General features: G+C 54.8%; 17 protein-coding genes. 4 read left to right on the top strand and 13 right to left on the bottom strand.

Annotation, left to right across the window (positions count from 1 at the left end; genetic code table 11):
* Nucleotides 1–19: 19 nt before the first annotated feature.
* Complete coding sequence (locus ACZ481_RS08825) at nt 20–3,052, bottom strand: AAA family ATPase (RefSeq protein WP_464769777.1); 3,033 nt, start codon at nt 3,050–3,052, stop codon at nt 20–22.
* A gap of 239 nt (nt 3,053–3,291) precedes the next feature.
* Here ACZ481_RS08825 and ACZ481_RS08820 point away from each other — a divergent pair, with 239 nt between their 5' ends.
* Nucleotides 3,292–3,912, top strand: a complete 621-nt coding sequence (locus ACZ481_RS08820) for a HutD/Ves family protein (protein ID WP_464769776.1) — start codon at nt 3,292–3,294, stop codon at nt 3,910–3,912.
* A gap of 143 nt (nt 3,913–4,055) precedes the next feature.
* On the opposite strand, the gene nifJ is transcribed toward ACZ481_RS08820, so the two are convergent.
* Nucleotides 4,056–7,601, bottom strand: a complete 3,546-nt coding sequence (gene nifJ / locus ACZ481_RS08815; protein WP_464769775.1) for a pyruvate:ferredoxin (flavodoxin) oxidoreductase — start codon at nt 7,599–7,601, stop codon at nt 4,056–4,058.
* A 386-nt stretch (nt 7,602–7,987) separates the two neighbouring features.
* Here nifJ and ACZ481_RS08810 point away from each other — a divergent pair, with 386 nt between their 5' ends.
* Nucleotides 7,988–8,737: an SDR family NAD(P)-dependent oxidoreductase gene (locus ACZ481_RS08810; RefSeq protein WP_464769774.1), complete on the top strand. Its 750-nt coding sequence runs from the start codon at nt 7,988–7,990 to the stop codon at nt 8,735–8,737.
* Between the two features lie 103 nt (nt 8,738–8,840).
* Nucleotides 8,841–9,272 (top strand): metal-dependent transcriptional regulator, encoded by a 432-nt coding sequence (locus ACZ481_RS08805; protein ID WP_464769773.1) that lies wholly within the window; start codon nt 8,841–8,843, stop codon nt 9,270–9,272.
* Between the two features lie 33 nt (nt 9,273–9,305).
* Here ACZ481_RS08805 and ACZ481_RS08800 read toward each other — a convergent pair whose 3' ends face one another.
* From ACZ481_RS08800 to ACZ481_RS08780, 5 genes are all read right to left on the bottom strand, one after another.
* A complete protein-coding gene (locus ACZ481_RS08800) occupies nt 9,306–10,712 on the bottom strand; it encodes a nucleoside recognition domain-containing protein (protein WP_464769772.1) in 1,407 nt (468 codons plus the stop codon).
* The gene (locus ACZ481_RS08795; protein ID WP_464769771.1) at nt 10,709–11,485 is read right to left on the bottom strand and encodes a FeoB small GTPase domain-containing protein; all 777 of its coding nucleotides are present in this window, start codon (nt 11,483–11,485) and stop codon (nt 10,709–10,711) included. The genes ACZ481_RS08800 and ACZ481_RS08795 overlap by 4 nt, the downstream gene beginning before the upstream one ends.
* 3 nt (nt 11,486–11,488) lie before the next feature.
* On the bottom strand, nt 11,489–11,764 hold the full coding sequence (locus ACZ481_RS08790; RefSeq protein ID WP_464769770.1) for a FeoA family protein: 276 nt from the start codon (nt 11,762–11,764) through the stop codon (nt 11,489–11,491).
* A gap of 377 nt (nt 11,765–12,141) precedes the next feature.
* A complete protein-coding gene (gene mutY, locus ACZ481_RS08785; RefSeq protein ID WP_464769769.1) occupies nt 12,142–13,200 on the bottom strand; it encodes an A/G-specific adenine glycosylase in 1,059 nt (352 codons plus the stop codon).
* A gap of 170 nt (nt 13,201–13,370) precedes the next feature.
* Nucleotides 13,371–15,353 carry a methyl-accepting chemotaxis protein gene (locus tag ACZ481_RS08780; RefSeq protein WP_464769768.1) on the bottom strand — a complete coding sequence of 661 codons (1,983 nt, stop codon included), beginning with the start codon at nt 15,351–15,353 and terminating at the stop codon, nt 13,371–13,373.
* 490 nt (nt 15,354–15,843) lie between these two features.
* Here ACZ481_RS08780 and ACZ481_RS08775 point away from each other — a divergent pair, with 490 nt between their 5' ends.
* Complete coding sequence (locus ACZ481_RS08775; RefSeq protein ID WP_464769767.1) at nt 15,844–16,749, top strand: RluA family pseudouridine synthase; 906 nt, start codon at nt 15,844–15,846, stop codon at nt 16,747–16,749.
* 94 nt (nt 16,750–16,843) lie between these two features.
* On the opposite strand, the gene uraA is transcribed toward ACZ481_RS08775, so the two are convergent.
* The 6 genes from uraA to ACZ481_RS08745 form a co-directional block, all read right to left on the bottom strand.
* Nucleotides 16,844–18,154 (bottom strand): uracil permease, encoded by a 1,311-nt coding sequence (uraA, locus tag ACZ481_RS08770; RefSeq protein ID WP_464769766.1) that lies wholly within the window; start codon nt 18,152–18,154, stop codon nt 16,844–16,846.
* Between the two features lie 202 nt (nt 18,155–18,356).
* The gene (gene bioA, locus ACZ481_RS08765; protein WP_464770601.1) at nt 18,357–19,736 is read right to left on the bottom strand and encodes an adenosylmethionine--8-amino-7-oxononanoate transaminase; all 1,380 of its coding nucleotides are present in this window, start codon (nt 19,734–19,736) and stop codon (nt 18,357–18,359) included.
* Complete coding sequence (bioD, locus tag ACZ481_RS08760; protein ID WP_464769765.1) at nt 19,711–20,484, bottom strand: dethiobiotin synthase; 774 nt, start codon at nt 20,482–20,484, stop codon at nt 19,711–19,713. Before bioD ends, bioA begins: the two co-directional genes overlap by 26 nt.
* Nucleotides 20,477–21,649, bottom strand: coding sequence for an 8-amino-7-oxononanoate synthase (gene bioF / locus ACZ481_RS08755; protein ID WP_464769764.1), 1,173 nt, complete (start codon nt 21,647–21,649; stop codon nt 20,477–20,479). The genes bioD and bioF overlap by 8 nt, the downstream gene beginning before the upstream one ends.
* The gene (locus ACZ481_RS08750) at nt 21,633–22,412 is read right to left on the bottom strand and encodes a 6-carboxyhexanoate--CoA ligase (protein ID WP_464769763.1); all 780 of its coding nucleotides are present in this window, start codon (nt 22,410–22,412) and stop codon (nt 21,633–21,635) included. Before ACZ481_RS08750 ends, bioF begins: the two co-directional genes overlap by 17 nt.
* The gene (locus ACZ481_RS08745; protein ID WP_464769762.1) at nt 22,396–22,893 is read right to left on the bottom strand and encodes a hypothetical protein; all 498 of its coding nucleotides are present in this window, start codon (nt 22,891–22,893) and stop codon (nt 22,396–22,398) included. Before ACZ481_RS08745 ends, ACZ481_RS08750 begins: the two co-directional genes overlap by 17 nt.
* Nucleotides 22,894–22,996 lie beyond the last annotated feature (103 nt).

Genomic DNA, 22,996 nt, shown 5'->3' with positions numbered 1-22,996 from the left:
CCTTTGCGTCAACGAAACGTCAAATAGGCCCTGGCCCGCCAGCGGCTGCGGCAGCATACAGTTTATCCAGGATTTTTTGTTCCAGTGAATTTCCCGTTTTATTAAAGAACCCCTGGCCCTGACGGTAGTATTCCCCCGCCGCTAGCGGCAAATCACCGGCAAAAACCGCCTGCAGCCGGATATCCTGCTGCATCCTGACCCGGATCTCCAGCTTGGTCCTGGCAATAAGCCCGGCCTGATACAAATCATGATACCGCTGCCGGAATGCATCGGCTTGCGCCAGATAGCTGCGCCCCTGCTGCAGGTCGTTGTCTCTGACCGACAGCAAGGCCAGCAGGCAATGCAGCGTGCAGTAGCTGCGCAGGCACCAGTAGCCCTGATACTCGCCAAACTGCGCCTCCAGGGCCAAAGCCTCTGACAAATAGGCAAAAGCCTTGCCGTATTCCTCCAGGTCATAGGCGGCATGACCGGCATTAACCAGAAAAATAACAACACCGGCGCTGCTCTGGTTGCGCCCGGCAAGCCTGATGGCCTGGTCATAATAATAAAGGGCCTCAGCCAGGTTGCCCTCCAGCCGCCGTAAATCCCCGATATAGTTGTAGCCGGCCGCGACATGCAGATTGAATTCCCCCGGCCGTTCCCCCAAACGCTTATAATGGGCAATGGACTGGCGGTAGCATTGCTCGGCCCGGCTTGTTTGCCGGCGCAGGGCATAAGCGATCCCCAGGAACCGCTGGATCACGGCCTGCTTTTCCCCCAGCTTCGCGGCCTGAGCCGTCTGTGACAGCTTATTGGCAAAGAGCTCGATAAGCCGGGGCTTACGGATCTGGATGCCACAATATATAATTTGCTGATACCCTTTGATTGTATAATCAAGAAAGCTTTTTTTTGCCGACAGGCGCAGCAGCTGATGGATGGCCCGCAGACCGGGCAAATGCTCGCCGCGCCAGATATAATAGCGCCCCAGCATTTCCAGATAGGCGGCCCGGAACCGGCTTAAATTCGCCTGCGGCACCTGTTCCGCCTCCACAGCGGCCAGCAGCTCTTTGATCTTATCCAAATAATTCATAATCTGGAGTTTGTTTTCCAGAATAAAGCCGTTTCTTCGCTGCATATCATTAAATTCAGGAAACAACTCATATTGGGGGCAGCAAAATCTTTCGGCAAGCTTAATTGTATATTCCAGCATCTTTATTTTTTCGTCAATCTGCGAATAATGGTACAGGATTTCTGAATATAGGTCCCGCCCCCAGGCGTCTTTATCCATCAGCTCCTCCAGATGGCGGCCGGCCCGCCTGTGGATCAACTGTTTTCTGGAGGAAGACAATTCGGCATAAACATAGCTCCTGATCCGGATATGGCTGTATTTGTATACAGGCCCCCTTAGCCCCGGGGCTGCTCCCGCCACTGCCTGAATGAGCCGCCTATGCTGCAGTTCCTCAATGGCTTCCACAACTTCAAACTCATTCATCCCGCAAACAGCCAGCAACTCGTTATAGCCAACGTTATTAAAAAATGCCGACATGACATCAAGCACTTTCCGGGCATTGTCCGCCAGCGTGCTGACCCGCTCCTGCAGCACGCTCCGCAGGCGCGGCGACAGGCAGTTCACATTTTGGCCCTGCTTGATTAACTTAAAACTTTCCACTAAAAACAGGGCGTTGCCGTCCGTATACTCATACAGTTTTTGCTGCAAATCGGCAGTAAGCTTATCCGCCGGGAGCATCAGCTCCGAAAACCGGACAACCTCTTCTCTGCTGAAATTTTCGAGCACCAGGGTTTCAACAAGCCCTTCCCGCCCGGCATTGCCGGTAAACAACTCTATTTGTTCCTGATATTCACTGCGGCAGGTTGTTATGCATAACAGCCGCTGCCGCCCTGAACGCAGCAGTTGGCGCAATACTGACCAGCCCTGCATATCCAGCCATTGCACATCGTCAATAAGCAAGAGTATTTTTCTGGCGGCGGCAGCCTTGTCTAAAATACTGCCCATAACATCTTCAATCATGCCGGAATGAATATTGTAGCCGCTGGCGGCCTGACTCTGGCAGGCAACGGCCTGATTGCCGAGAACTGCCGGAAACACATAGGCAATAACCTGATACCAGAGAGCAGGCAATGCCACACCGCGCTGCGCCAGCAGCTCCATTATCTGACAAAAAATCTGATTCCAGGCTTTATAGGGATAATCCTGTTCAGCCTGATAACACTGGGTCCGCAAAACAGTTACACAGCCGTCGGCCAGCGTTTCCTCCAGCCGCTGGACAATTTCCGTTTTTCCCACTCCCTGCTCGCCGCTGATAATGGCCCATACGTAGGGTGAGCTGCCGGCACAAAAGCCGGCCACAAGCCGCTGCAGCCAGAGCAACTCGCGCTGGCGCCCAAAAAAGTTCTCTGCCGCCTGCTCGGGCGGCACTATCAGCTGGTTGCCCAGCTTCGCCCTGACACGTTCATACGCTTCCCGGGTTTTTTCCTGGGGGCCGACGCCCAGTTCGCTGCTAAGCTTTGCCTGTAAGCCCTCATAGACGGCAATCGATTTATTTAAAGCCCCGGCCCGCTCGTACACCTTCATCAGGGCTCTGTACGCACTCTCATTATATTCGTCCAGCCCGATAAGCTGCTTAAGGTAATGTTCGGCCGCACTGTAATCTTTATCATTAAGCCGGTCAACAACCACCTTGGTCAGCCGGGCGACCATGTCCTCTTTGCAGCTCTCCCGCCGGCGGTTTACCCAGTTTTCAAAGGCCTCGGCATCCTTGCAGGCAAACCCCTCCAGAAACTCCCCCCGGTATAATACCAGCGATTCCGCCGGGGAGACCTCGCTGAATTCCTGCAAATCGGTGGTGATGCTGACCGCTTCCGTATTCAGTAACACATTAGCGCGCGAAGGGGTCAGTATTAGGTTTTCTGCCGTCAGCTTTTTCAGCAAATAAAGTGTATTGCGCAGATTTTTTCTGGCCGCCCCGTCCGTCATATCCTGCCACAGCAAAGCCGCCAGCTCTTCGCGGCTGGAATTCCTTTTAACCAGCAAATAATACAATAACGCTTCCATCTTCGCAAACGGGAAAAATACCCGCTTTCCGTTCCAATAAACCTCAGGGCTTCCCAACAAAACCGCAGACAACTCATTCATCTTATCAACCTCGTACCCCTCCGCGTTCTTACTGCATTTGTACAGACTTTTCGACAAAAACAGAGGCAACTCCTTGTTATTTACTGATTTACTAATAGCCAAGTTATTGAAATATTGGTACAATCAAGCTGTATATTGGTTAATCGGGAGGAGAAAACATGGCATATACAGTCAAGCTCATCAGACAAACCGAGCAAACTACCAGCAACTGGTCGGGCGGCACAACAACGCAGATTGCCATCTACCCGCCGGCTGCAAGCTACAGCGACAGAAACTTTCTCTGGCGCCTCAGTTCAGCCCGCGTTGAACAGGAGGAAACGGCTTTTACCCCCCTGCCCGGCTTCTGGCGGCTGATTATGGTCATTGAAGGCGAGCTGGAGCTTACCCATGCCGGCCATCACACTGTCCATTTGCGTCCATTTGAGCAGGATAGTTTCAGCGGCGGCTGGACAACCACAAGCTATGGCAAAGTGCGTGATTTCAACCTGATGCTGGCGGCAGGCTGCGCCGGTGAATTAACGGCAATCAGCCTGCAGGAAAACAGCCGGGAACAGGCCGCCCATCAACCGGCCGGCACCGATTTCTCCCACCAGACTTCAGCCCTGTATTGTGTTGCCGGCGGGGTGCGCATTGCCGTCGACAGCCGGGCACTGTACGAATTACAGCCCGGCGACTTGCTGCTGCTCAGCACCCCCGGCGATGCCCCGCCGCTGCCTGTAACCATCTTCAATGCCGGCAGCACCCAGGCTCAGCTTATCAAAGCCACGATTAACTATTAGCAAACCTTGCGCCTGTGCCCTTTAGGGTATAGGCGTCTTATGTCTACAGAATTTATAAATAAATTCTGTAGACCAAAAAGAGAAGCACCATTTGCCAATTCATCGGCAAATGGTGCTTCTGTGTTATCTTACGCCTGTGGCATTTATTCCTTGGCGGCAGCAGCTTCAGCTACCGCTTCATCATACATCTTGGCCAAACGCCGGTAGCCGTCCAGGCGTTCGGCGGCATCCTTAGCCGTTTTGTCAAACAGCGCCTCGGCTTGTTCCGGGAACAGCTTTTTGAGGGAAGAGTAACGGACTTCGCCCATCAGGAATTCCTTAAAGTCGGCGGTAGGCGCCTTGGAATCCAGGCTGAACGGGTTTTTGCCCACTTCTCTGAGCGCCGGGTTATAGCGGTACATTGCCCAGTAACCGGCCTCAACAGCCCGTTTGCACTCCAGCTGGCTGTTGCCCATGCCCAGTTTCAAGCCATGGTTGATGCAAGGCGAGTAGGCAATAATAAGCGAAGGTCCGGGATAAGCCTCGGCTTCAGCAATAGCCTTCAGCGTCTGGGCTTTATCAGATCCCATGCAGACCTGAGCAACATAAACATAACCATAGCTCATCGCCATCATGCCAAGATCTTTTTTCTTAGTCTGTTTGCCGCTGGCTGCGAATTGGGCAATGGCCGCGCTGGGCGTGGCTTTTGAAGACTGGCCGCCGGTATTGGAATAGACCTCGGTATCAAAAACAAACACATTAACGTCTTCGCCGGAAGCCAGGACGTGGTCCAGGCCGCCAAAGCCGATATCATAGGCCCAGCCGTCGCCGCCGAAGATCCATTGTGAGCGTTTAACAAAGAAATCCTTATAACTGTAAACCTCGTCCAGGAGGGCATTCGAGCCTTTAACAGCCTCAAGCGCGGCGCTGAGCTTATCAGCGCGGTCCCGGGAACCGGCGCCAACATCCTTTTTATCGAGCCACTCGGCCAGGGCCGCTTTGACCTCACCGTCAGCTGCGGCAAGCGCCTCGCCGGCTTTCGCCGCCAGCCGCTCACGGATTTGCTTTACGCCAACCTGCATGCCAAAACCGAACTCGGCGTTGTCCTCAAAGAGCGAGTTGGCCCAGGCCGGACCGCGGCCGAGCTTATCTGTGCAGTAAGGAGTTGCCGGGGCCGAGGCGCCCCAGATGGAGGAGCAGCCGGTGGCATTGGCTATCATCATCCGGTCACCGAACAATTGGGTGACCAGCTTGGCATAAGCTGTTTCCAGGCAGCCTGCGCAGGCACCGGAGAACTCAAGATAGGGAGTCTCGAACTGGCTGCCTTTGACAGTTTCTTTTTTGACCGGATTCGGCTTAGGCGAGACGGTCATCGCATAGTCCCACAGATCGGCCTCCGCCAATTGGCTGCCGATCGGCTGCATCGTGATGGCCTTTTCCTTGGCCGGGCACACCTGGACGCAATTGCCGCAGCCGGTGCAGTCATAGGGGGATACGGCAATCCGGAACTGCAGCCCCTCGGCTCCCAGCGCCTTCTTGGTCACAAAGCCGTCCGGCGCGTTTTTGACTTCCGCCTCGTTTACCAGCACAGGCCGGATAGCCGCATGGGGGCAGACAAAGGAGCACTGATTGCATTGAATACATTTATCCACTTCCCAGGCGGGAACATCCACGGCAATGCCGCGTTTTTCATAAGCGGCGGTGCCCATCGGGAAGGTACCGTCGGTTATGCCCATTTCTTTAAGCACACTCAGGGGCAGCTTGTCGCCTTCCGTACGGTTCATGGGAATGACAACCTTTTTAATGAACTCAGGCACTTCTTTTTCAGCCACGGCGACATCCTGCGCCTCTTTCCAGGCGGCAGGAACAGTAATCCGCACCATGGCGCTGACACCCTGGTCGATAGCGGCAAAGTTCATGTTGACGATTTTTTCACCTTTAAGGCCATATTCGTCAACAACCGAATCCTTCAGGTACTTCATCGCCTCTTCCACCGGAATGATGTCAGCCAGTTTGAAGAAGGCCGACTGCATGATCATATTGATGCGGCCGCCGAGACCTACATCTCTGGCCATTTGTACCGCATTAATGGTGTAAAACTTAATATCGTTGTTGGCAATAAAGCGCTTCAGGCCGGCCGGCAGGTTTTCCTCCAGTTCCTGCGCATCCCAGATGCAGTTGAGCAGGAAGGTGCCGCCGGGCTTTAATCCTGCCAGCACATCATATTTGGCGACATAGGATTGGTTGTGGCAGGCAATAAAGTCCGCTTTATTGATCAGATACGGAGACTTGATCGGTTTCTTGCCGAAACGCAGGTGGGATACCGTTATGCCGCCTGACTTTTTCGAGTCATAGGCAAAATAGCCCTGGGCAAACAGGTCGGTTTTATCACCAATAATCTTGATGGCCATCTTGTTGGCGCCGACCGTGCCGTCAGATCCCAGGCCCCAGAACTTACAGGCCCGTGTGCCGACCGGGGTGGTATCGATATCTGCGCCGGGCGGCAGGGAGGTATTGGTAACATCATCGACAATCCCGATAGTAAAACCGTCTTTCGGTTCATCGGCTTTGAGGTTTTCATAAACGGCAATAATCTGGGCCGGCACCACATCTTTTGAGCCCAGTCCGTAGCGGCCGCCGACAATAAGGGGCTGCCAGGCCTGACGGTAAAAGGCGTTCCGGACATCAAGATATAAAGGTTCGCCGGCGCTGCCCGGTTCTTTGGTACGGTCAAGCACCGCAATTTTAGTAACTGTTTTCGGGATATATTTAAAGAAGTGCTCAATGGAAAACGGCCGGTAGAGATGGACGGTAAGCAAACCGACCTTTTCCCCGTTGGCATTCAGATAATCAATGGTTTCCTCGATGGTTTCACAGACAGAACCCATGGCCACAATCAGGCGGTCGGCATCCGGTGCGCCGTAATAAGTAAACAGGTGATACTCCCTGCCGGTAACCGCTTTGACCTTTTCCATATACTTTTCCACAATGTCCGGCAGGGCCAGATAGTATTCATTGGCCGCCTCGCGTCCCTGGAAATAAATATCAGGGTTTTGGGCGGTGCCTCTTGTTACCGGATGGTCGGGATTGAGCGCCCGTTGGCGGAAAGCAGCCAAAGCATCCTGATTAACAAGCTTGCCCAGATCGTCATAATCCCAGGTTTCAACCTTTTGAATCTCATGGGAAGTCCGGAAGCCGTCAAAGAAGCTTAGAAACGGAACACGGCTCTCAATCGCCGCCAGATGGGCAACCGCAGCCAAATCCATTACCTGCTGCACACTGCTCTCGGCCAGCAGGGCAAAACCGGTCTGACGCGCTGCCATAACATCCTGATGATCGCCAAAAATATTCAGGGCCGAAGCGGCCACCGCCCGGGCGCTTACATGCAATACCCCTGGCAGCAGTTCCCCTGCAATCTTGTACATATTGGGAATCATCAGCAATAAACCCTGGGAGGCTGTAAAAGTAGTCGTCAATGCCCCTGCCTGCAGTGAACCGTGCACAGCGCCGGCTGCACCGGCTTCAGACTGCATTTCTACAACCCGTACGGTTTGCCCAAAAATATTTTTGCGGCCTTCCGCTGCCCAACTGTCAACAGATTCTGCCATGTTGGATGAGGGTGTGATGGGATAAATTGCTGCAACTTCTGTAAACGCATAGGCTACATGAGCCGCTGCCGTGTTGCCATCCATAGTCTTCATTTTTGCCATCGGGATCCCTTCCTTTTTAAAAATTATATTGGAATCAGCGTCTGGGCCGGGCTGTGGCAGTCCCGTAACGCTAATTAACTCCCGCTGCGGAAAAAAAACAAGAACCCTGTTTTTGAAGCTTTTACAGTTAAAAATTCTTGTGTTTTTATATCTTCTGGTCAGACCACCCTTAATCCTGCTTGCCTATCAAATTTTTATGATAAATGCATAAATTATTTTGAATACACAGTCGATTTATGTCGAATTAATCAAAACCCACACATTTTCTTTGCTGCGGCCCTGAACCGCTTGGCCAGGTTGGACGGATGTATTTTGACTGGCGCTGCAAGGTAATGTAAGATCAGTTATATCAGCCGAAGTGCTTATACAGCCGGGAGGAATGCAGAATGAACAATCAAGACAACCCTGTCGTAATCGTAACCGGTGCCGCCCAGGGCATTGGCCGGGCTATTGCCCGCAAGCTGGCCGGGCAGGGCGCGCGGATTATCGCCGTCGACCGGAATGAGGCCGGCGGTATGGAATGTGCCGACAGCCTGCGGGCCGCAGGCCTGACTGGGGAATTTATCAAAGCCGATGTTGGTGTTGTGGCTGATGTTGAGAAGGTGATCAGCCTGACCGCCAGCCGCTACGGGCGCCTGGACTGGCTTGTCAACAATGCCGGCGTCTCCTGGTTCCAACCGATTGAGAAGATAAAGATAGAAGAATTTGACCGGATCCTGGCGGTCAACCTCAGAGCGGCTTTCCTGTTTGCCAAGTTTGGCCTGCCCTTGCTCAACCGGTCGCGGCAGGCGGCTATTGTCAACATTTCCTCCACCCGGGCGCTCATGAGCGAACCGCATAATGAGGGTTACGCTGCCGCGAAAGCCGGCCTGCTGGGACTTACCCATGCCCTGGCTAATTCTCTGGCCCCCAGGGTCCGGGTCAATGCTATCTGCCCGGGCTGGATTGACGTCAGCCTGCCGCCGGCGGCCCTGCGCCCGGAAGACCATGCCCAGCATCTGGTCGGCCGGGTCGGCCGCCCTGATGACATCGCCCATGCCACCGCTTTTTTACTGTCGCCGGAGGCGGCCTTTATCACCGGTCAGGTCTTTGTCATTGACGGCGGTATTACCAAAAAAATGATATATGCAGAATAAAACAGGCGGTTTATAATTGCACCGTCCATCATAGTATATAGTAGTTGTCAAAATAGTCCTGCTGACTGTTACGGTCTTCAGTGAACATGCGGAGGGGGTGTGGATGCTGCTTTCACCAAGCCTGGAAGACTATCTTGAGGAAATATACCGTTTTCACACCAGTCTCGGTGTTGTAAGAGTGACAGATATCAGCCATAAACTCAATGTTTCTTTGCCTTCCGTCACCAAAGCGCTGCGCAAACTCAAAGCCCTCAACTACATCACCTACCAGAAATACGGCCATATCGGCCTGACGGCAACCGGCAGCGAAACCGGCAAATTTCTTGTCCGGCGCAACCAGATCATTCAGGAATTCTTGCTAATGCTGCGGGCAAACTGCAATATTGCCGCCGAAGCAGAAGCGATTGAGCACTACTTGTCAAAATCGACTATCGGGTCATTTCAGGCCCTGGTGGTGTTTATGCGGAAAAATCCCGATGTGTACCAGCAATTCTACGCATTTCTTGACAGCTGTCAGCTGCTGGATTCCAAATAACAAGGCAGGGGGGCCTGCCCCCTGCCGAAAATATTATACCAAACCGAAAAAACGAACCGTCTGGGCAACCGCAAAGCACACGGCAAAACCTGCTGCCGTCGGCAGTAAGAAAGCCAGCAGCATCCACTTGACGCTGCCTGATTCCTTGTAGGCTGACAGCAAGGTCGTAGTGCAGGGCCAGTGCAGCAGGCAGAACAGCATCATATTCAATGCCGTCAGCCAGGTCCAGCCATGGCTGATAAATATTTGGTGCAGCTGCGACAACTCATCAAGTTCAATCATATAGCCGGTGGACAGATAGCTCATCAGCAGAATCGGCACAACAATCTCATTCGCCGGCAGTCCTAAGATAAAGGCCAGCAGGATATAGCCGTCAAGGCCGATGGCATAAGCAACCGGCTGGAGCCAGCCGACCAGATGCAGCAAAATACTGGTATCACCTATGTACACATTGGCACACACCCAGGTAATCACACCGGCCGGAGCTGCCATAATCACCGCGCGCTTCAGCACAAACAGGGTGCGGTCAATCATTGACCGGTAAATTACGGCCCCGATCTGCGGCTTGCGGTAGGGAGGCAGTTCCAGCACCATAGAGGAAGCCTCGCCTTTGAGGACAGTATGCGACAGCAGCCAGGACATGGCAAAGGTAAACCCTACCCCGAGTATCACCAGGCCGATCATGAAAAGGGTGACAGCCGCGGTTTCGTATTGCGGTGCCAAAGCCCCGCCCACAAAGATGGTCGCAATCGCGATCAGGGTCGGAAACCTCCCGTTGCAGGGAACAAAACTATTGGTCAGGATAGCAATCATCCGCTCCCGGGGCGAATCGATAATCCGGCAGGACACCACCCCGGCGGCATTGCAGCCGAACCCCATGCACATCGTTAAAATCTGTTTGCCGCAAGCCTTGCATTTCTTAAACATGTTATCCAGATTAAAGGCCACCCGGGGCAAATACCCCAAATCCTCCAGCAGGGTAAATAAAGGAAAGAATATCGCCATTGGCGGCAGCATAACGGAAATAACCCAGGCCAGGGCCCGATACAGGCCAAGGACCAGAACACCATGCAGCCAGTCCGGAGCACCTGCGGCCTGAAACCATACAGTTAACTGCTCCTGGAAACTAAAAAACATGTCGGCCAGCAGGCCCGAAGGGACATTGGCCCCTTCAATCGTAATCCAGAAAACCAGTCCCAGCAGCATAAGCATAATCGGATAACCAAAAATGCGGGATGTTAGAATATCGTCCAGCTTGTTATCCCACTGCGACTTGTCTGCAGCCGGTGATGTAACCGTTTTCCGGGCGATGCTTTCGGCATTGGCGTAAATATCCTCGACTATTTTATCGCCTAATGTGTTGTTATGGCGGAGACGGATGGAATCAGCCTCCGCACACAACTGGGCCAGCGTACTCATTGGTTTTACATTGTCTTTCATCTGCTTGCGGCCTCCCTGACAGCGCTTATATCCGTAAGGTTTACATGCATGCCGATGCGCTCTATAAACGCTCTGTCGCCATCCAGCAGACGGAGGGCCACCCACCGCGAATTAAGCCTGGAACCGATCAGACGCTCGACACCTGGCAGCAGCAATTGCACTGCCTGCTCGACTTCCGGTGAATACTTTAACTGGCTTGGTTTGGTCTTGCATTCACCTGTGGCTACACGATGCAATGTGTATAAAAGGTGATCAAGGCCTTCATTCTGGCGTGCCGCTGTTGCTACCACCGGCACGCCAAGTTCTTTTGCCAAAGCGCCGGTGTTGACTTCAATCCCTTTCTTTCTGGCCTCATCAATCAGATTGACACAAACAACAACCTGCGGCGTCATTTCCATGACCTGCAGCGCCAGATTCAGGTTTCTTTCCAGCGAGGTCGCATCTACCACCACCAAGGTAACATCAGGGCGGCCAAAGCAGATAAAATCCCGGGCAATCTGCTCTTCCACAGTATGGGCCAATATCGAATAAGTACCTGGCAAATCCACCAGCAAAAATGATTTATTATGATACGTGAAGGTTCCCTGCGCATTGTCAACTGTTTTTCCCGGCCAGTTGCCGGTATGCTGGCGCAGGCCGGTCAGGGCATTAAACACCGTGCTTTTACCAACATTGGGATTGCCGGCCAGGGCGATAACGAATTGGCCGGGCTGGGCATAAATCCCGAAATGTTCCCGCAACACCCGTTTAGACGAATCTGCCGCCTGAGCCACAGCTTAATCCCTCCCGTCCCGCTTGGTAGTAGCTGCCACATACGCCCGGATGAGCCGGGCATCGTCATTCCGCAATGCAATTGTGCTGCCCCGGACCGCATACGCAATCGGATCACCGGCCGGACTTTTCCGTACGCAGCGGACAGTTGTTCCCGGCACCATGCCTAAATCCAGGATCCGCCGCCGCAATAACCCTTCCAACTCCACACTGGCCACATAGCAGGATGCCCCCACCGCTAATTCAGACAGAGCAATTGTTGACATAGGCTGTGTATCCATATTCAAACCTCCCCAACTTAACCTTAGCTAACAGATGGACAAAAAATATAAGTTAGCTACAGCTAACAGGCCAATATAGCTTTTAGCCTCAGCTAACAATCAGGCCATCTGCTATATGCTATGACCGGGCTGCTTTATCGGTTACACAGCGGCTATTATTTTTTCCGGGGCCGCCATTCTTTGCGCAGCCCGGCAGGAATGCGCCGGCTTGGGGCTTGCGGGCCGGGACAAAGCCGGTCCTTCCCCTGGTATCTTGACCACATTATCTTGTTAGTTTGATGACGGCCAAAATGGCCAATGGCGGCGTCAGCCCCTTCTAGCAGACCCCCAAGGTACTAGTAAAAGCTACTCCCTGATCACAGACCAGGGAGTAGCTTTTACTGATTAGCTGGGCTTTCACCTAGCGCCAGCGCCATTTTATGATGAGGACCTGCCCAGGGTACAGAGAGCAATGCGGTCTTGCTTAGCCAGCAGGCCTGATTCCCGGGTTCAGCGCCAGCCAGCCAGCGGCACCGGTAAAACGCAATATCCCAGTGGCGATGGCTGAACGTATGCTGGCAATGAAATATTTTTTCGCCGATACTCACAGTCTGAAACAGTTCACTGCGGAATTTTTCCCTCAACTGCTCAGCCGCCATATCGCCAGCCGCAATTTCTGTCGCCGGAAACTCCCACATCCCGGCCAACAGGCCGGTTGCCGGCCGCTGCTGCACCAGGAAAGCCCCGGCCCGCTGCACAACCCCCGCCGCCAGGGTAACCCGCTGCGGCGCCTTCTTCGGCGCCCGCACCGGCAGCATATCCTGGACCTCCCGCCGGTACGCCTCACACAGCGCGGCTAACGGGCACACCTCGCAGCGCGGCCGCCGGGGAATACAGACCATGGCGCCCAGATCCATCAGGGCCTGATTAAAATCACCCGGCCATTGCCTGGGGATATGCTGCATAACCAGGCGCTCCACCTCCCGCTTGGTGGCCGCCTTGGCAATATCGCCCTCCAGGCAGAACAGCCGGCTGAAGATTCGCAGCACATTACCGTCAACAGCCGGGGCCACCTGATTATAGGCAATGCTGGCAATCGCCCCGGCCGTATACCCTCCAACCCCCGGCAGCTGTTGAATCAGAGCAGGGTCATCAGGCACCCTGCCGCCATATTCGGCGCAAACCTCCCGCACGCCGGCCAGTAAATGCCGGGCCCGGCTGTAATAGCCCAACCCCTGCCAATAGGTAAGAACCTCCTGCTCAGAGGCCGACGCCAGCGCCGCCGGCGTCGGAAACCGGTCCAGCCACCGCGCATAATAGCCTTTTACAGCCTCTACCCGCGTTTGCTGCAGCATAATCTCGGAAACCCAGATCTTATAGGCATCCTTGTCCCGGCGCCAGGGCAGGTCTCGGCCCTGCTTGTAATACCAGGCCAATAATTGGGCCGCCAACGTCATTTTCTTCTTCCTTTCCCTGTTTCAGAAAATAATTATCTACTAAAATCAAAAGTCTTTTATTTATCATACCATACTTGCAGCAGCAGATAAAAGAGCCGCTGCACAAAAGCAGGTACAGCCCGGACCGGGCTATACCTGCTTTGACCATTATCCTTCCCGCTGACACCGCTCTAGATTTCAAAGCGCTTCACTACGGCATTGAGCTCCTGCACCATGTTTTCCAGCCCCTGGCTGGATGAGGCAACCTCCTCCATAGCCGCCGTCTGCTCTTCGGTGGCCGCCGACACAGACTGGGTATGCATCGCATTCTCCTTGCTGATCGCCTCGATTTCCCTTACGGACGCCACAATCTGACCGCCCTGGGCGGCCATTTGCCGCGCCTCGTCAGCAACTGTATGAATCTTGCCGGTAGCCGCTTCAATTAAGGTTTCGATCTCATTAAAAACCTGCCCGGCCGCGTTAACCATCGCTGAGCCGACCTGCACCTGCTGACTGCCGTCGCTCATGGCCGCAACGGCCCTGTCCGTATCAAGCTGGACATCCCTGATTAGAGTGGCGATTTGTTTGGCCGCGTCCTCCGCTTGTTCTGCCAGCTTGCGCACCTCTTCGGCAACAACGGCAAACCCCCGCCCCTGTTCACCGGCCCGGGCCGCCTCAATAGCGGCGTTAAGGGCCAGCAGGTTGGTCTGGCTGGCAATACCGGAAATGGTATTGATGATCTGGCCGATTTCCTGGGACTGTTCGCCAAGTTTGGCAATGACCTGGGCGAGATTGGTTACCGTATGTTCAATATGCTGCATCTGCGTGACGGCCGAAACAATTTCTTTATTGCCGGCATTAGCCGCCAGAGCCGTTTGCCGGGAAGCGGCAGCCACTTCATTCATGCTGGCAACCACCCCGTTCAGCCCCTGGGCCATGGCATCCACAACATCCACCGTGTTCTGTACCGCGTAAATCTGTTTTTCCGAACCGGCCGCCACCTCACTGATTGCTACCGCAATCTGGCTGGAAGCCTGGGCCGACTGCTCGGCATTGGCAGCCAGAAACCCGGTGGCATTAGTCACCAGTACAGTCGACCGGCTTGTTTGCTGCAATAAGGACTGGAGGTTTTCCGTCATGGTGCCGAAAGAGTCGATCAGACGCTTTAACTCATCCTCGCCCTGATAGTCAATAGCGGCCTTAACAATCCGGCCGGCGGCAATCTGTTCGGCCGTGGCGGCAATGGCGGTAATCGGCCTGCTAATTCGTTTTACCAGGTAGAAACCGGCCAGACCGATGCCTAAACCGGAAATCAGCAGCACCACGATAATAAACCTCTGCAAATCGCCGGCACTGGCCATTGCTTCAGCTGTGTCCTGCAGCTTTAGCACCGACCAGCCGGTCTGGCCGATGGGGGCATAACTGACCAGCTCATTGCCAACCACCGTGACCTGGCCGGTGCCGCTGGCCACGAGCGGCAGAATTTGCTCATTTTGAAACAACTCATGGGCTTTCGCTTTGTCCTCATCACGGCTGTCGGTAAGATAAAAGAACTTTTTATCAAGGACAATGGCTTTGCCTGTATCGCCCTCGTTGAGCTCTTTAGCCAGTGTTGCTACATTGTCAAGCCTGATATTGCCGCCAACATAGCCAAGCAGCTGGCCCTGCTCATCAAAAACTGGGGCCACAATCGGCGCCGTCGCCTGCTGGGTAAAGGCCGACACATAGGTATCGGAAATAATAGTTTTCTTACCATTGACAACATCCTTATACCATTGCCTGTCGGAAAAATCCTTCTTGCCGCCAAAGTCGGCGTGCGGCCAGGTTCCCTGGATCACTCCCTGGGGATCAACACAGAACAGCAATTCAAACATGCCGTTGCCCTCGTAAAAAGCCCGCAATGTTTTTGCCTGCTCGGCCGAACCCATGGCGGCGATAAACGGGGTTTTGGCCAGGGCACTGATATTAGCCTGGCCATCCAGCAAATACTGGTCTAAACGGTCTGCTACCCGGGTCGCCTTGCTGGCCTGGGTCATTCTGCCGGAAGTGTCCAATAACGCATTCGCCTTCTGGCTGGCAACAAGCCCGATAATAATCGCCGGCACAAGCGCCATCAGCACACATACAGCCGTCATTTTACCCTGCAAACTGTTAAACAACACTTTAAATGACATAAAATTCCCTTCCTTTTCCGGCTAACCCTGTCAAAATAAGAAAAGGCTTGGCTTGTGCCAAGTCCTTTTGGACGACGGCACAAGCCGCCTGTGTCCTTTAAGGGTATAGTCGTTCTTATGTCCGCTGAATTTATCTATAATTCTGGCAGACGAAAAAAGCCTCCTGCAGGCAAGCTCTGCATATATTGGATTAAGTTGGCCTGTTGCCCCTGAACCAGCAGCCCCGGCAGCACATTAGGTGTTTGTGAAAATATTACCATTTTACCTTTTAAAAGTCAATAATCAGCACCAACAAATTACTGTTCTTTTCAAAATTTAACTTTAAATTAATTTTGTGCAAACTATAAAAGGCAAATGAATTTGCCATTTGTGTCTTTTTCCTCTATATTAAGTTTAGCAAGAAAAAGCACGTCCCCGGAATTAGCCTTTAACAGGCAACGGGCACGCTGCTTAAGGCTCAGTTTGTACTCCTCAGGAAAGAAGGCAGCTCATGAAATCATTTCAGACCCATAAAATTACGCCGGATCACAGCGGCCTCACTATCGAAAACTATCTGAAACAGGTCCTGCATTATTCGGGACGCAAGATCCAGAAATTAACCCGTCAAAAAGGCATTTACCTAAACGGCAAAGCGGCTTTTCTGCAAAAGCCGCTTAAGCCGCAGGACACATTGCGGGTTCTGGTTATAGAAGACTCGGCTTACGGCGTTCAGCCTGAACCGGGACAGATTGAAATTCTGTATGAGGACGACTACCTGCTGGTCTTAAACAAGCCCCCTTACCAACTTGTGCATCCGGCAGGCCGGACCACAAGCGGCACCCTGGCCAACTATCTGGCCTGCCATTTAGCCGGCCGCGGCATCGTCAGCACCATACGCGCCGTCCACCGCCTGGACCGGGATACATCGGGCTGTATCATCTGCGCCAAGGATGCCCGCAGCCAGTTCCTGCTTGAACAACAACTGCAGGCCCGGGTATTAAAACGCACCTATTGGGCCTTGGTTACAGGCAGCATTGCGCCCCCGGCCGGCATAATCAACGCTCCCCTTGGCCCCCACCCCGGTTTAGCCAATCGCCGGACAGTCAGTCCAACCGGGGAAACGGCGGTGACACATTACCGGACACTCCGCTCTTTTTCCGGGGCGGCTTTACTGGAACTAATGCTGGATACCGGCCGGACCCATCAAATCCGTGTGCATCTGGCCCACCTCGGGCACCCCGTTATCGGCGACCGCATGTACGGGGTCCGCTCGCCGCTTATGCCCAGGCAGGCCCTGCATGCCGCTGCGGTCACGTTTGAACGGCTGGAAGATAACCGGCAGATGACGGTCCAAGCCCCGCTGCCTGCCGATTTTACCCGGGCTCTCCAAGCCTTTGACGCCAGTGTATCACTCTGAAACCATTTTCCCGCCAGCACCAAAAGTGCCGCTTGTTACAGCGGCACTTTTTAATCCCGGAAAAACCGGCACAAGCCGGTTGGCCGAATTGTTATCAGGCTTTGGCTTTCTGAACAGCGTCCCCAGCACCAGCCTTGCTTTGATCGGTCAGGAGTCCCAGCTTGTCAAACAGTTCAAAGGCCAGGCTGACCAGTACGGCAACCACCGTCCCCAGCGCCATGCCTTTCAATTCAACGGCGCCCAGCTTAACGGCGGCGCCGCTCAGCCCCAGAACCAGCACGACTGAGGTCAGAATCAGGTTTTTCGCCTGGGTGTAATCGACTTTTTTCTCTACCAGCATGCGGATGCCGGCTGCGGCGATTACCCCAAACAGGAGCAGACATACGCCCCCCATGACCGGCACCGGGATGCTGCGGATCAGGGCCGCCAGCTTGCCGACAAAGGACAGGCCAATCGCAAAGGCGGCAGCGCCGCCAATAACCCAGACGCTGTAGACGCGCGTAATGGCCATGACGCCAATATTCTCGCCATAGGTGGTATTGGGGGTGGCACCGACAAACCCTGACAGGACATTGGACACCCCGTCGGCGAACAACGACCGGTGAAGGCCGGGCTGCTTTATCAGATCCCGCTCTACAATATTGCCGGTAACAACAAGGTGGCTGATGTGCTCGGCCAGTACCACCAGCATCGCCGGCAGGATAATAATGATCGCCTGGAGATTGAATTCAGGCGTATAGAGGGTGGGGACCTCAAACCAGGGCGCGTTCATAACGCTGTTAAGATCAACTATGCCAAGGATAAGGGATAAAGTATATCCGGCCAGAACCCCGATCAGTACCGGTATAACGGCCAGGAAGCCGCGAAACAGAACCGACCCCAGGATCGTAACTGCCAGCGTAAAGACCGATACCATCACCGCCTTATCGGCAGGTATATTTAATTGCTGCATTAAATCGCCGGTCAGTCCGGCCATCCCGGCGGCAGTTGGCGCCAGTTCCAGGCCAATCGTGGCCACAATGGCTCCCATGGCGGCAGGCGGAAAGACGACGTCAATCCATTTGACGCCTACTTTTTTCACAAGCAGGCCCATGAGCATAAAGAAGATGCCAAACATAATAAAGCCGCTTTGGGCCGCCGCATAGCCATATTGTGACATAATCAGAAACACCGGCGAAATAAAAGCAAAGCTGGAGCCAAGATAAGCCGGAATCCGCCCCTTGCACACAAACAGATAAATCAGGGTGCCAATACCATTCATGAGCAGCGAGGTAGCAGGATTAACCTGGAATAAAAACGGAACTAAAACAGTGGCGCCAAACATGGCAAATAAGTGCTGTAAGCTCAGGGGAATGGACTGGAGCAGGGGCAGCTTGTCTTCAACCTGAATAATGCGCCTGGACATGGGAATTCCTCCTTTTTCTCACCCCGGTACACAATACAAAAGCCTCTCGCATAGGCGAGAGGCTGCAAAGTCGCATAAAGAGACTGTCATTGCGTACCTTGCCGGCCTCTCTGGACCGTCTTAAAGGTTCATTTACTCCAGTATAGTAAACGCTGCTGACTTTGTCAATTGCTTATCCAAAATTCCCTGCTTACCTACGGCTCTATAAATCAGTAGGCTGAATCCCCCCGTCAGCCCAGCCGGCGGCAGTAACCGCAGTGACAGACTGTTTGATAATAGCCAGCATCGTATCAATCTCAGCCACCGTGCTGGCCAGCGGCGGCATAAAAACAACAACATCGCCGATCGGCCGGATAATGAGTCCGTGCTTGCGGGCCTGCAGACAGACACTGGCGCCTGCGGCCTGTTCCCAGGGGTAAGGAACCTTGCGGCCTTTATCCTGCATTAACTCAATACCGACGATCAGACCGCATTGGCGCACTTCACCCACATGGGGCAGGCTGGCAATCCCGGCCAGCCTCTCCGCGGCGGCGGCAATCTTCGGGCCCAGCCCGGCGATAACATTTTCTTCCCGGAATATCCGCAGATTGGCCAGCGCTGCCGCACAGGCCAGCGGATTGCCGGTATAGGAGTGGCCATGATAAAACGTCTTCTTAGCCGCATAATCACCTAAAAAGGCATTGTAGATTTCATCGGTAGTCAGCGTTGCTGCCAAGGGCATATAGCCGCCGGTGATGCCTTTGGACAAGGCCATCAGGTCCGGCGCCACGGCTTCGTGCTCGCAGGCAAACATCCGGCCTGTACGGCCGAAACCTGTCGCCACTTCATCAGCAATCAGTAGAACATCGTATTTGCGGGTAATTTCACGCACTGCAGCCAGATAGCCCGGCGGCGACATCAGCATGCCGGCAGCCGCCTGGACCAGGGGTTCGATAACCAGGCCGGCAATCTCCTCATGCTGTTCTGCCAGTACCTGCTCCAGCAGGGCTGCACATTGTAAACCGCACCCGGCCGGTCCGGCCGCCAGCCGGCAGTGATAACAGGATGGAGCCGGAATGTGAACCGGTGTAAACAACAGCGGCTTGAACACCCGGTGAAATAAATCAATGCCACCGACACTGACTGTCCCCACCGTGTCGCCATGATAAGCCTGTTCCAGCGAGATAAACTTTTGCTTAGCCGGCTTACCCCGGTGCTGCCAGTACTGAAAGGCCATTTTGAGGGCGACTTCCACCGCGGTTGAACCATCATCTGAATAAAACACTTTATTTAAACCAGCCGGCGTAATGCCGACCAGTTGCTCAGCCAATTCGTAAGCCGGCTGATTGGCTAATCCCAGCATGGTCGTATGCGCTACCTGACCAAGCTGCCTGACTATGGCCTCATCAATCTCGGCTTTGCGATGGCCGTGCAGATTGACCCAGAGCGACGATACCCCGTCAAAAAACTCGTTGCCTTCCGTATCAATAAGTTTTATGCCGTTGGCAGCGGCAATCATGGTTTGCGGTCTTGACACCCAATCCTGCATCTGCGTAAAGGGATGCCAGACATATTGGTTATCTTTCCGTATTGCGGTCTGCAGGCCTGCCCCCTCCTGTCATCAATTTTATTAAATAATCAATCGGCAAATACTTTTCCGCCATTGCCGCCAGCCGGCCCATTGCCGCCTGGCCGTCAATAACCCCCGGCACCACAGGAAATCTGGCCAATACCGGCAGGCCGGTCAGGCGTTCCATGTACGCCAGGTTGCTCCGTTCCAGCACAGTAACCGCTGCTTCCGGCCAGAAATTGACAATCAGACCGGCCAGCGGTATCCCCCGCTTGCTGGCATATTCGGCAGTCAGCACGGTATGGTTAATAGTTCCCAGGCCGGGCCTGGTGACAAGCAGCCCCGGCAGCCTGAGTTCAAGCATCATATCGGCAACCAGATAGTCCTGCCAGAGTGGCGCGGCAAGCCCGCCGGCCCCTTCGATCAGGGTAACGGCCGAGCGGGCCAGCATTGCCCGGGAAATGCCGATAAGCTGAGCAACATCAAGCGTTACCCCGCTCTCCACCGCGGCCGCCGCCGGGGTCAGGGCCGGTGCCAGGCAGACAGGATTAACCTCTTGCCGCCGCTCTTCCCCAATACCGGCTGCCCCCATCAGGAATGTGGCATCCGCCGATACCAGCCTGCCGTTGCTATCGGTTATGCCGCCTGACGCCACCGGTTTGACAACGCCGACCCGGAGGCCCCGTGCCTTCAATGCCGCCGCAATAGCGCCGGTAATAAAGGTTTTTCCCGTATCTGTATCTGTGGCCGTAATAAATAAACCTGTTTCCAGCTTACTCACCTCCGTTCCCGAACTGGGCGAGCGTCCGGCTGATAGCAGCAACAGCAGCCGCCAGTTCCTCCCGCGTGTGGGCAGCGGTTACCGTCAGCCGCAGGCGGCTGGTGCCTGCCGGTACTGTCGGCGGCCTGATCGCGCTAATAATCAGGCCTTGCTGCTGTAGTGCGGCGGTTATCCGTACAGCGGCGCCGCTATCGCCCACGATTACCGGGATGATCGGCGTTATTCCCGCCGGCACCGCCAGCTTTGCCGCCTGCAGCAGGGTGCGGACATACAGCACATTTTCATTTAATTTAGCGACAAGCTCCGGCCTGGCTGCCAGCTCCCGCAGCGCCGCCAGCGCCGCCGCTATCGTCGCCGGCGCCAGGGCGGTTGAGAAAATAAAGCTGCGGGCTTTATTTTTCAGATAAGCGATCAACTCCCCGCTGCCTGTGACAAAACCGCCTTCAGCGCCAAGGGCCTTGCTCAGAGTGCCAATCTGGACATGTACTTTATCGGCCACGCCCCAATAGGCGGCCGTACCCCGGCCGCCCGGGCCAAGCACGCCGGTTGCATGGGCATCATCGACAACAAGCAGAGCCTTGTGCCGCGCCGCAATGCCGGCAATTGCCGCCAGCGGCGCTATATCGCCATCCATACTGAAAACGCCGTCGGTGACAATCAGCCGCTTGCCGGTACAGGCTGTCATTTGCAGCAAGCAGGCCAGATGGTCCATGTCCGCATGCCGGTAGATAACGACCCGGGCCCTGGCCAGCCGGCACCCGTCAATTAAACTGGCATGATTAAGCTCATCACTGAAGATAACATCAGCCGGCCCCGCCAGCGCACTGATAATACCGATATTGGCCATATAACCGGAGTTAAACACCAGCGCCGCTTCGGCCCCCTTAAAAGCCGCCAGTTCCTGTTCCAGTTGTTCATATAGCGGAAAAGTCCCGGTTGTCAGCCTGGCGCCACCCGCTCCGGTGCCATACAGTTTGATGGCGTCGGCAGCAGCCTGCTGCACTGCCGGGTTATGGGTTAAGCCCAGGTAGTTGTTAGAGGCCAGCACCAGGCAGGTCTGTCCGTCAAGCCGGGCATGGACAGCGCTGACCGGCGTGCAGGCTACGGTCTGACGATATAACCCGGCTGCTTTTGCCTGCTCCAAATAATCAGCGAGAAACTGCATCTGCCCCCTCCTTTGCCGGAACCCTGACAAGTACCGGCTGCAACCGCAGGTACCGGATAAGCTCAGCCACATTGGCATCTTGTTTTACAAAAAAAATCCGGCCGCCCCGCTCACTGCCGTAGGGCTTTAACTTGGTAAACCGGGTGTACCCGGCTGGTGTGGCCACATAGCCGGCCGTATATTCGGGGTCGTCCGACCAGCACAGTTCCGCCACCATCCCCGGTGCCGCCATAACCTTGGAGGCCAGAATAAGGGCTTCCCGGATGTGGGCATTGGTATACCCCTGCCGCTCCAGCCACCGCCAATAGGCCGCTTGATCGGCACTGTCCATCCGTGATACGCGAACACCGCGTTCGCCGCTCGTATCAAGCCGGCGGCCTGTGCAGGCATCGGCCAGCATTGCCCCCCGCAGAGTATCCATAGTCTGCAATATTTGCAGACCGGCTGCCGCTGCCGCCGGCGTAACCCCGGCCTTAAGCAGCGCCGCCAGCGCCAGCGCCCGGCCGGCCTTTACATCGGCGGCGGCCACCGAAGTAACAGGCAGGCAGTTTACCGCCTGGATACCCGCGGCCGGGATCGCTTCCACAACAAGGTTGACAAAATCGGCAGTTCCCCGGCTGTGTGACAAGGCCCGCTCCAGCAGGGCTGCCGCTGTGGCAGCCAGCAGGGCCGGCCTTACCAGCCGTTCAGCCCCCGAAATATGTTTGCCGCCCCGTTCATGGGGCCCCCCTTGGGCGGCGCGCATTCTAACGCTGTACAACATAACGTGTGACCTTACCTTTCTGTTCTCTCACCCGGCGGAGCACGGCTGTCAGAGGCCAGGCCAGCAGGGCTGTGTAAATCATTCCCGGCACAGCCGCCAGCAGGAGCGGTATCGCAGCCTTGCCAAGCACTCCGCCCAGCGCCAGCCTGGCAACTGCCGAACCGGCCGGGCCGGCCAGAGCCAGTACCGGCCAGGAGCGCCCGCAGAGTGTTACGATCAAGCCGACAGTCACCCGGAATACCATCGCAATAAACACATTCAGTAATGACTGAGTGCCAAGAATCAGACCGGCCGTGCTGGCCAGCAGCCCGGCCGCCATATATTTGCCAAACCCGAACACCGCGCAAATCGCGACAGCCAGCGGGGCTGACAGCTGAAACTCCGTTCCCGGTATTAGTCCCGGCAATTTAAATGTCCCGGTAATTGTGATAAAAGCAGCCAGCAGACCGGCTTCTGTGATCCAGGCAACCTTTTTCTGCATCGGTGTCCCCTCTCTTGCCCAACTATTGCCCGGCCTACCCCAACCCAGTCCGGCATAGCTTGCAAAATCAAATTGTTAACCTAATTATAAAAATCAGTTAACC

The organism is Sporomusa intestinalis (genome assembly GCF_055383785.1).
Note: the sequence above shows the minus strand (reverse complement) of the source record. Positions and strands in the feature narration are given on the sequence as shown.

Bases quoted from the DNA above. Each gene is read 5' to 3' on its own strand.
- ACZ481_RS08825 (WP_464769777.1), bottom strand. From the start codon at position 3,052: ATGGAAGCGTTATTGTATTATTTGCTGGTTAAAAGGAATTCCAGCCGC.
- ACZ481_RS08820 (WP_464769776.1), top strand. From the start codon at position 3,292: ATGGCATATACAGTCAAGCTCATCAGACAAACCGAGCAAACTACCAGC.
- nifJ (WP_464769775.1), bottom strand. From the start codon at position 7,601: ATGGCAAAAATGAAGACTATGGATGGCAACACGGCAGCGGCTCATGTA.
- ACZ481_RS08810 (WP_464769774.1), top strand. From the start codon at position 7,988: ATGAACAATCAAGACAACCCTGTCGTAATCGTAACCGGTGCCGCCCAG.
- ACZ481_RS08805 (WP_464769773.1), top strand. From the start codon at position 8,841: ATGCTGCTTTCACCAAGCCTGGAAGACTATCTTGAGGAAATATACCGT.
- ACZ481_RS08800 (WP_464769772.1), bottom strand. From the start codon at position 10,712: ATGAAAGACAATGTAAAACCAATGAGTACGCTGGCCCAGTTGTGTGCG.
- ACZ481_RS08790 (WP_464769770.1), bottom strand. From the start codon at position 11,764: ATGGATACACAGCCTATGTCAACAATTGCTCTGTCTGAATTAGCGGTG.
- mutY (WP_464769769.1), bottom strand. From the start codon at position 13,200: ATGACGTTGGCGGCCCAATTATTGGCCTGGTATTACAAGCAGGGCCGA.
- ACZ481_RS08780 (WP_464769768.1), bottom strand. From the start codon at position 15,353: ATGTCATTTAAAGTGTTGTTTAACAGTTTGCAGGGTAAAATGACGGCT.
- ACZ481_RS08775 (WP_464769767.1), top strand. From the start codon at position 15,844: ATGAAATCATTTCAGACCCATAAAATTACGCCGGATCACAGCGGCCTC.
- uraA (WP_464769766.1), bottom strand. From the start codon at position 18,154: ATGTCCAGGCGCATTATTCAGGTTGAAGACAAGCTGCCCCTGCTCCAG.
- bioF (WP_464769764.1), bottom strand. From the start codon at position 21,649: ATGCAGTTTCTCGCTGATTATTTGGAGCAGGCAAAAGCAGCCGGGTTA.
- ACZ481_RS08750 (WP_464769763.1), bottom strand. From the start codon at position 22,412: ATGTTGTACAGCGTTAGAATGCGCGCCGCCCAAGGGGGGCCCCATGAA.
- ACZ481_RS08745 (WP_464769762.1), bottom strand. From the start codon at position 22,893: ATGCAGAAAAAGGTTGCCTGGATCACAGAAGCCGGTCTGCTGGCTGCT.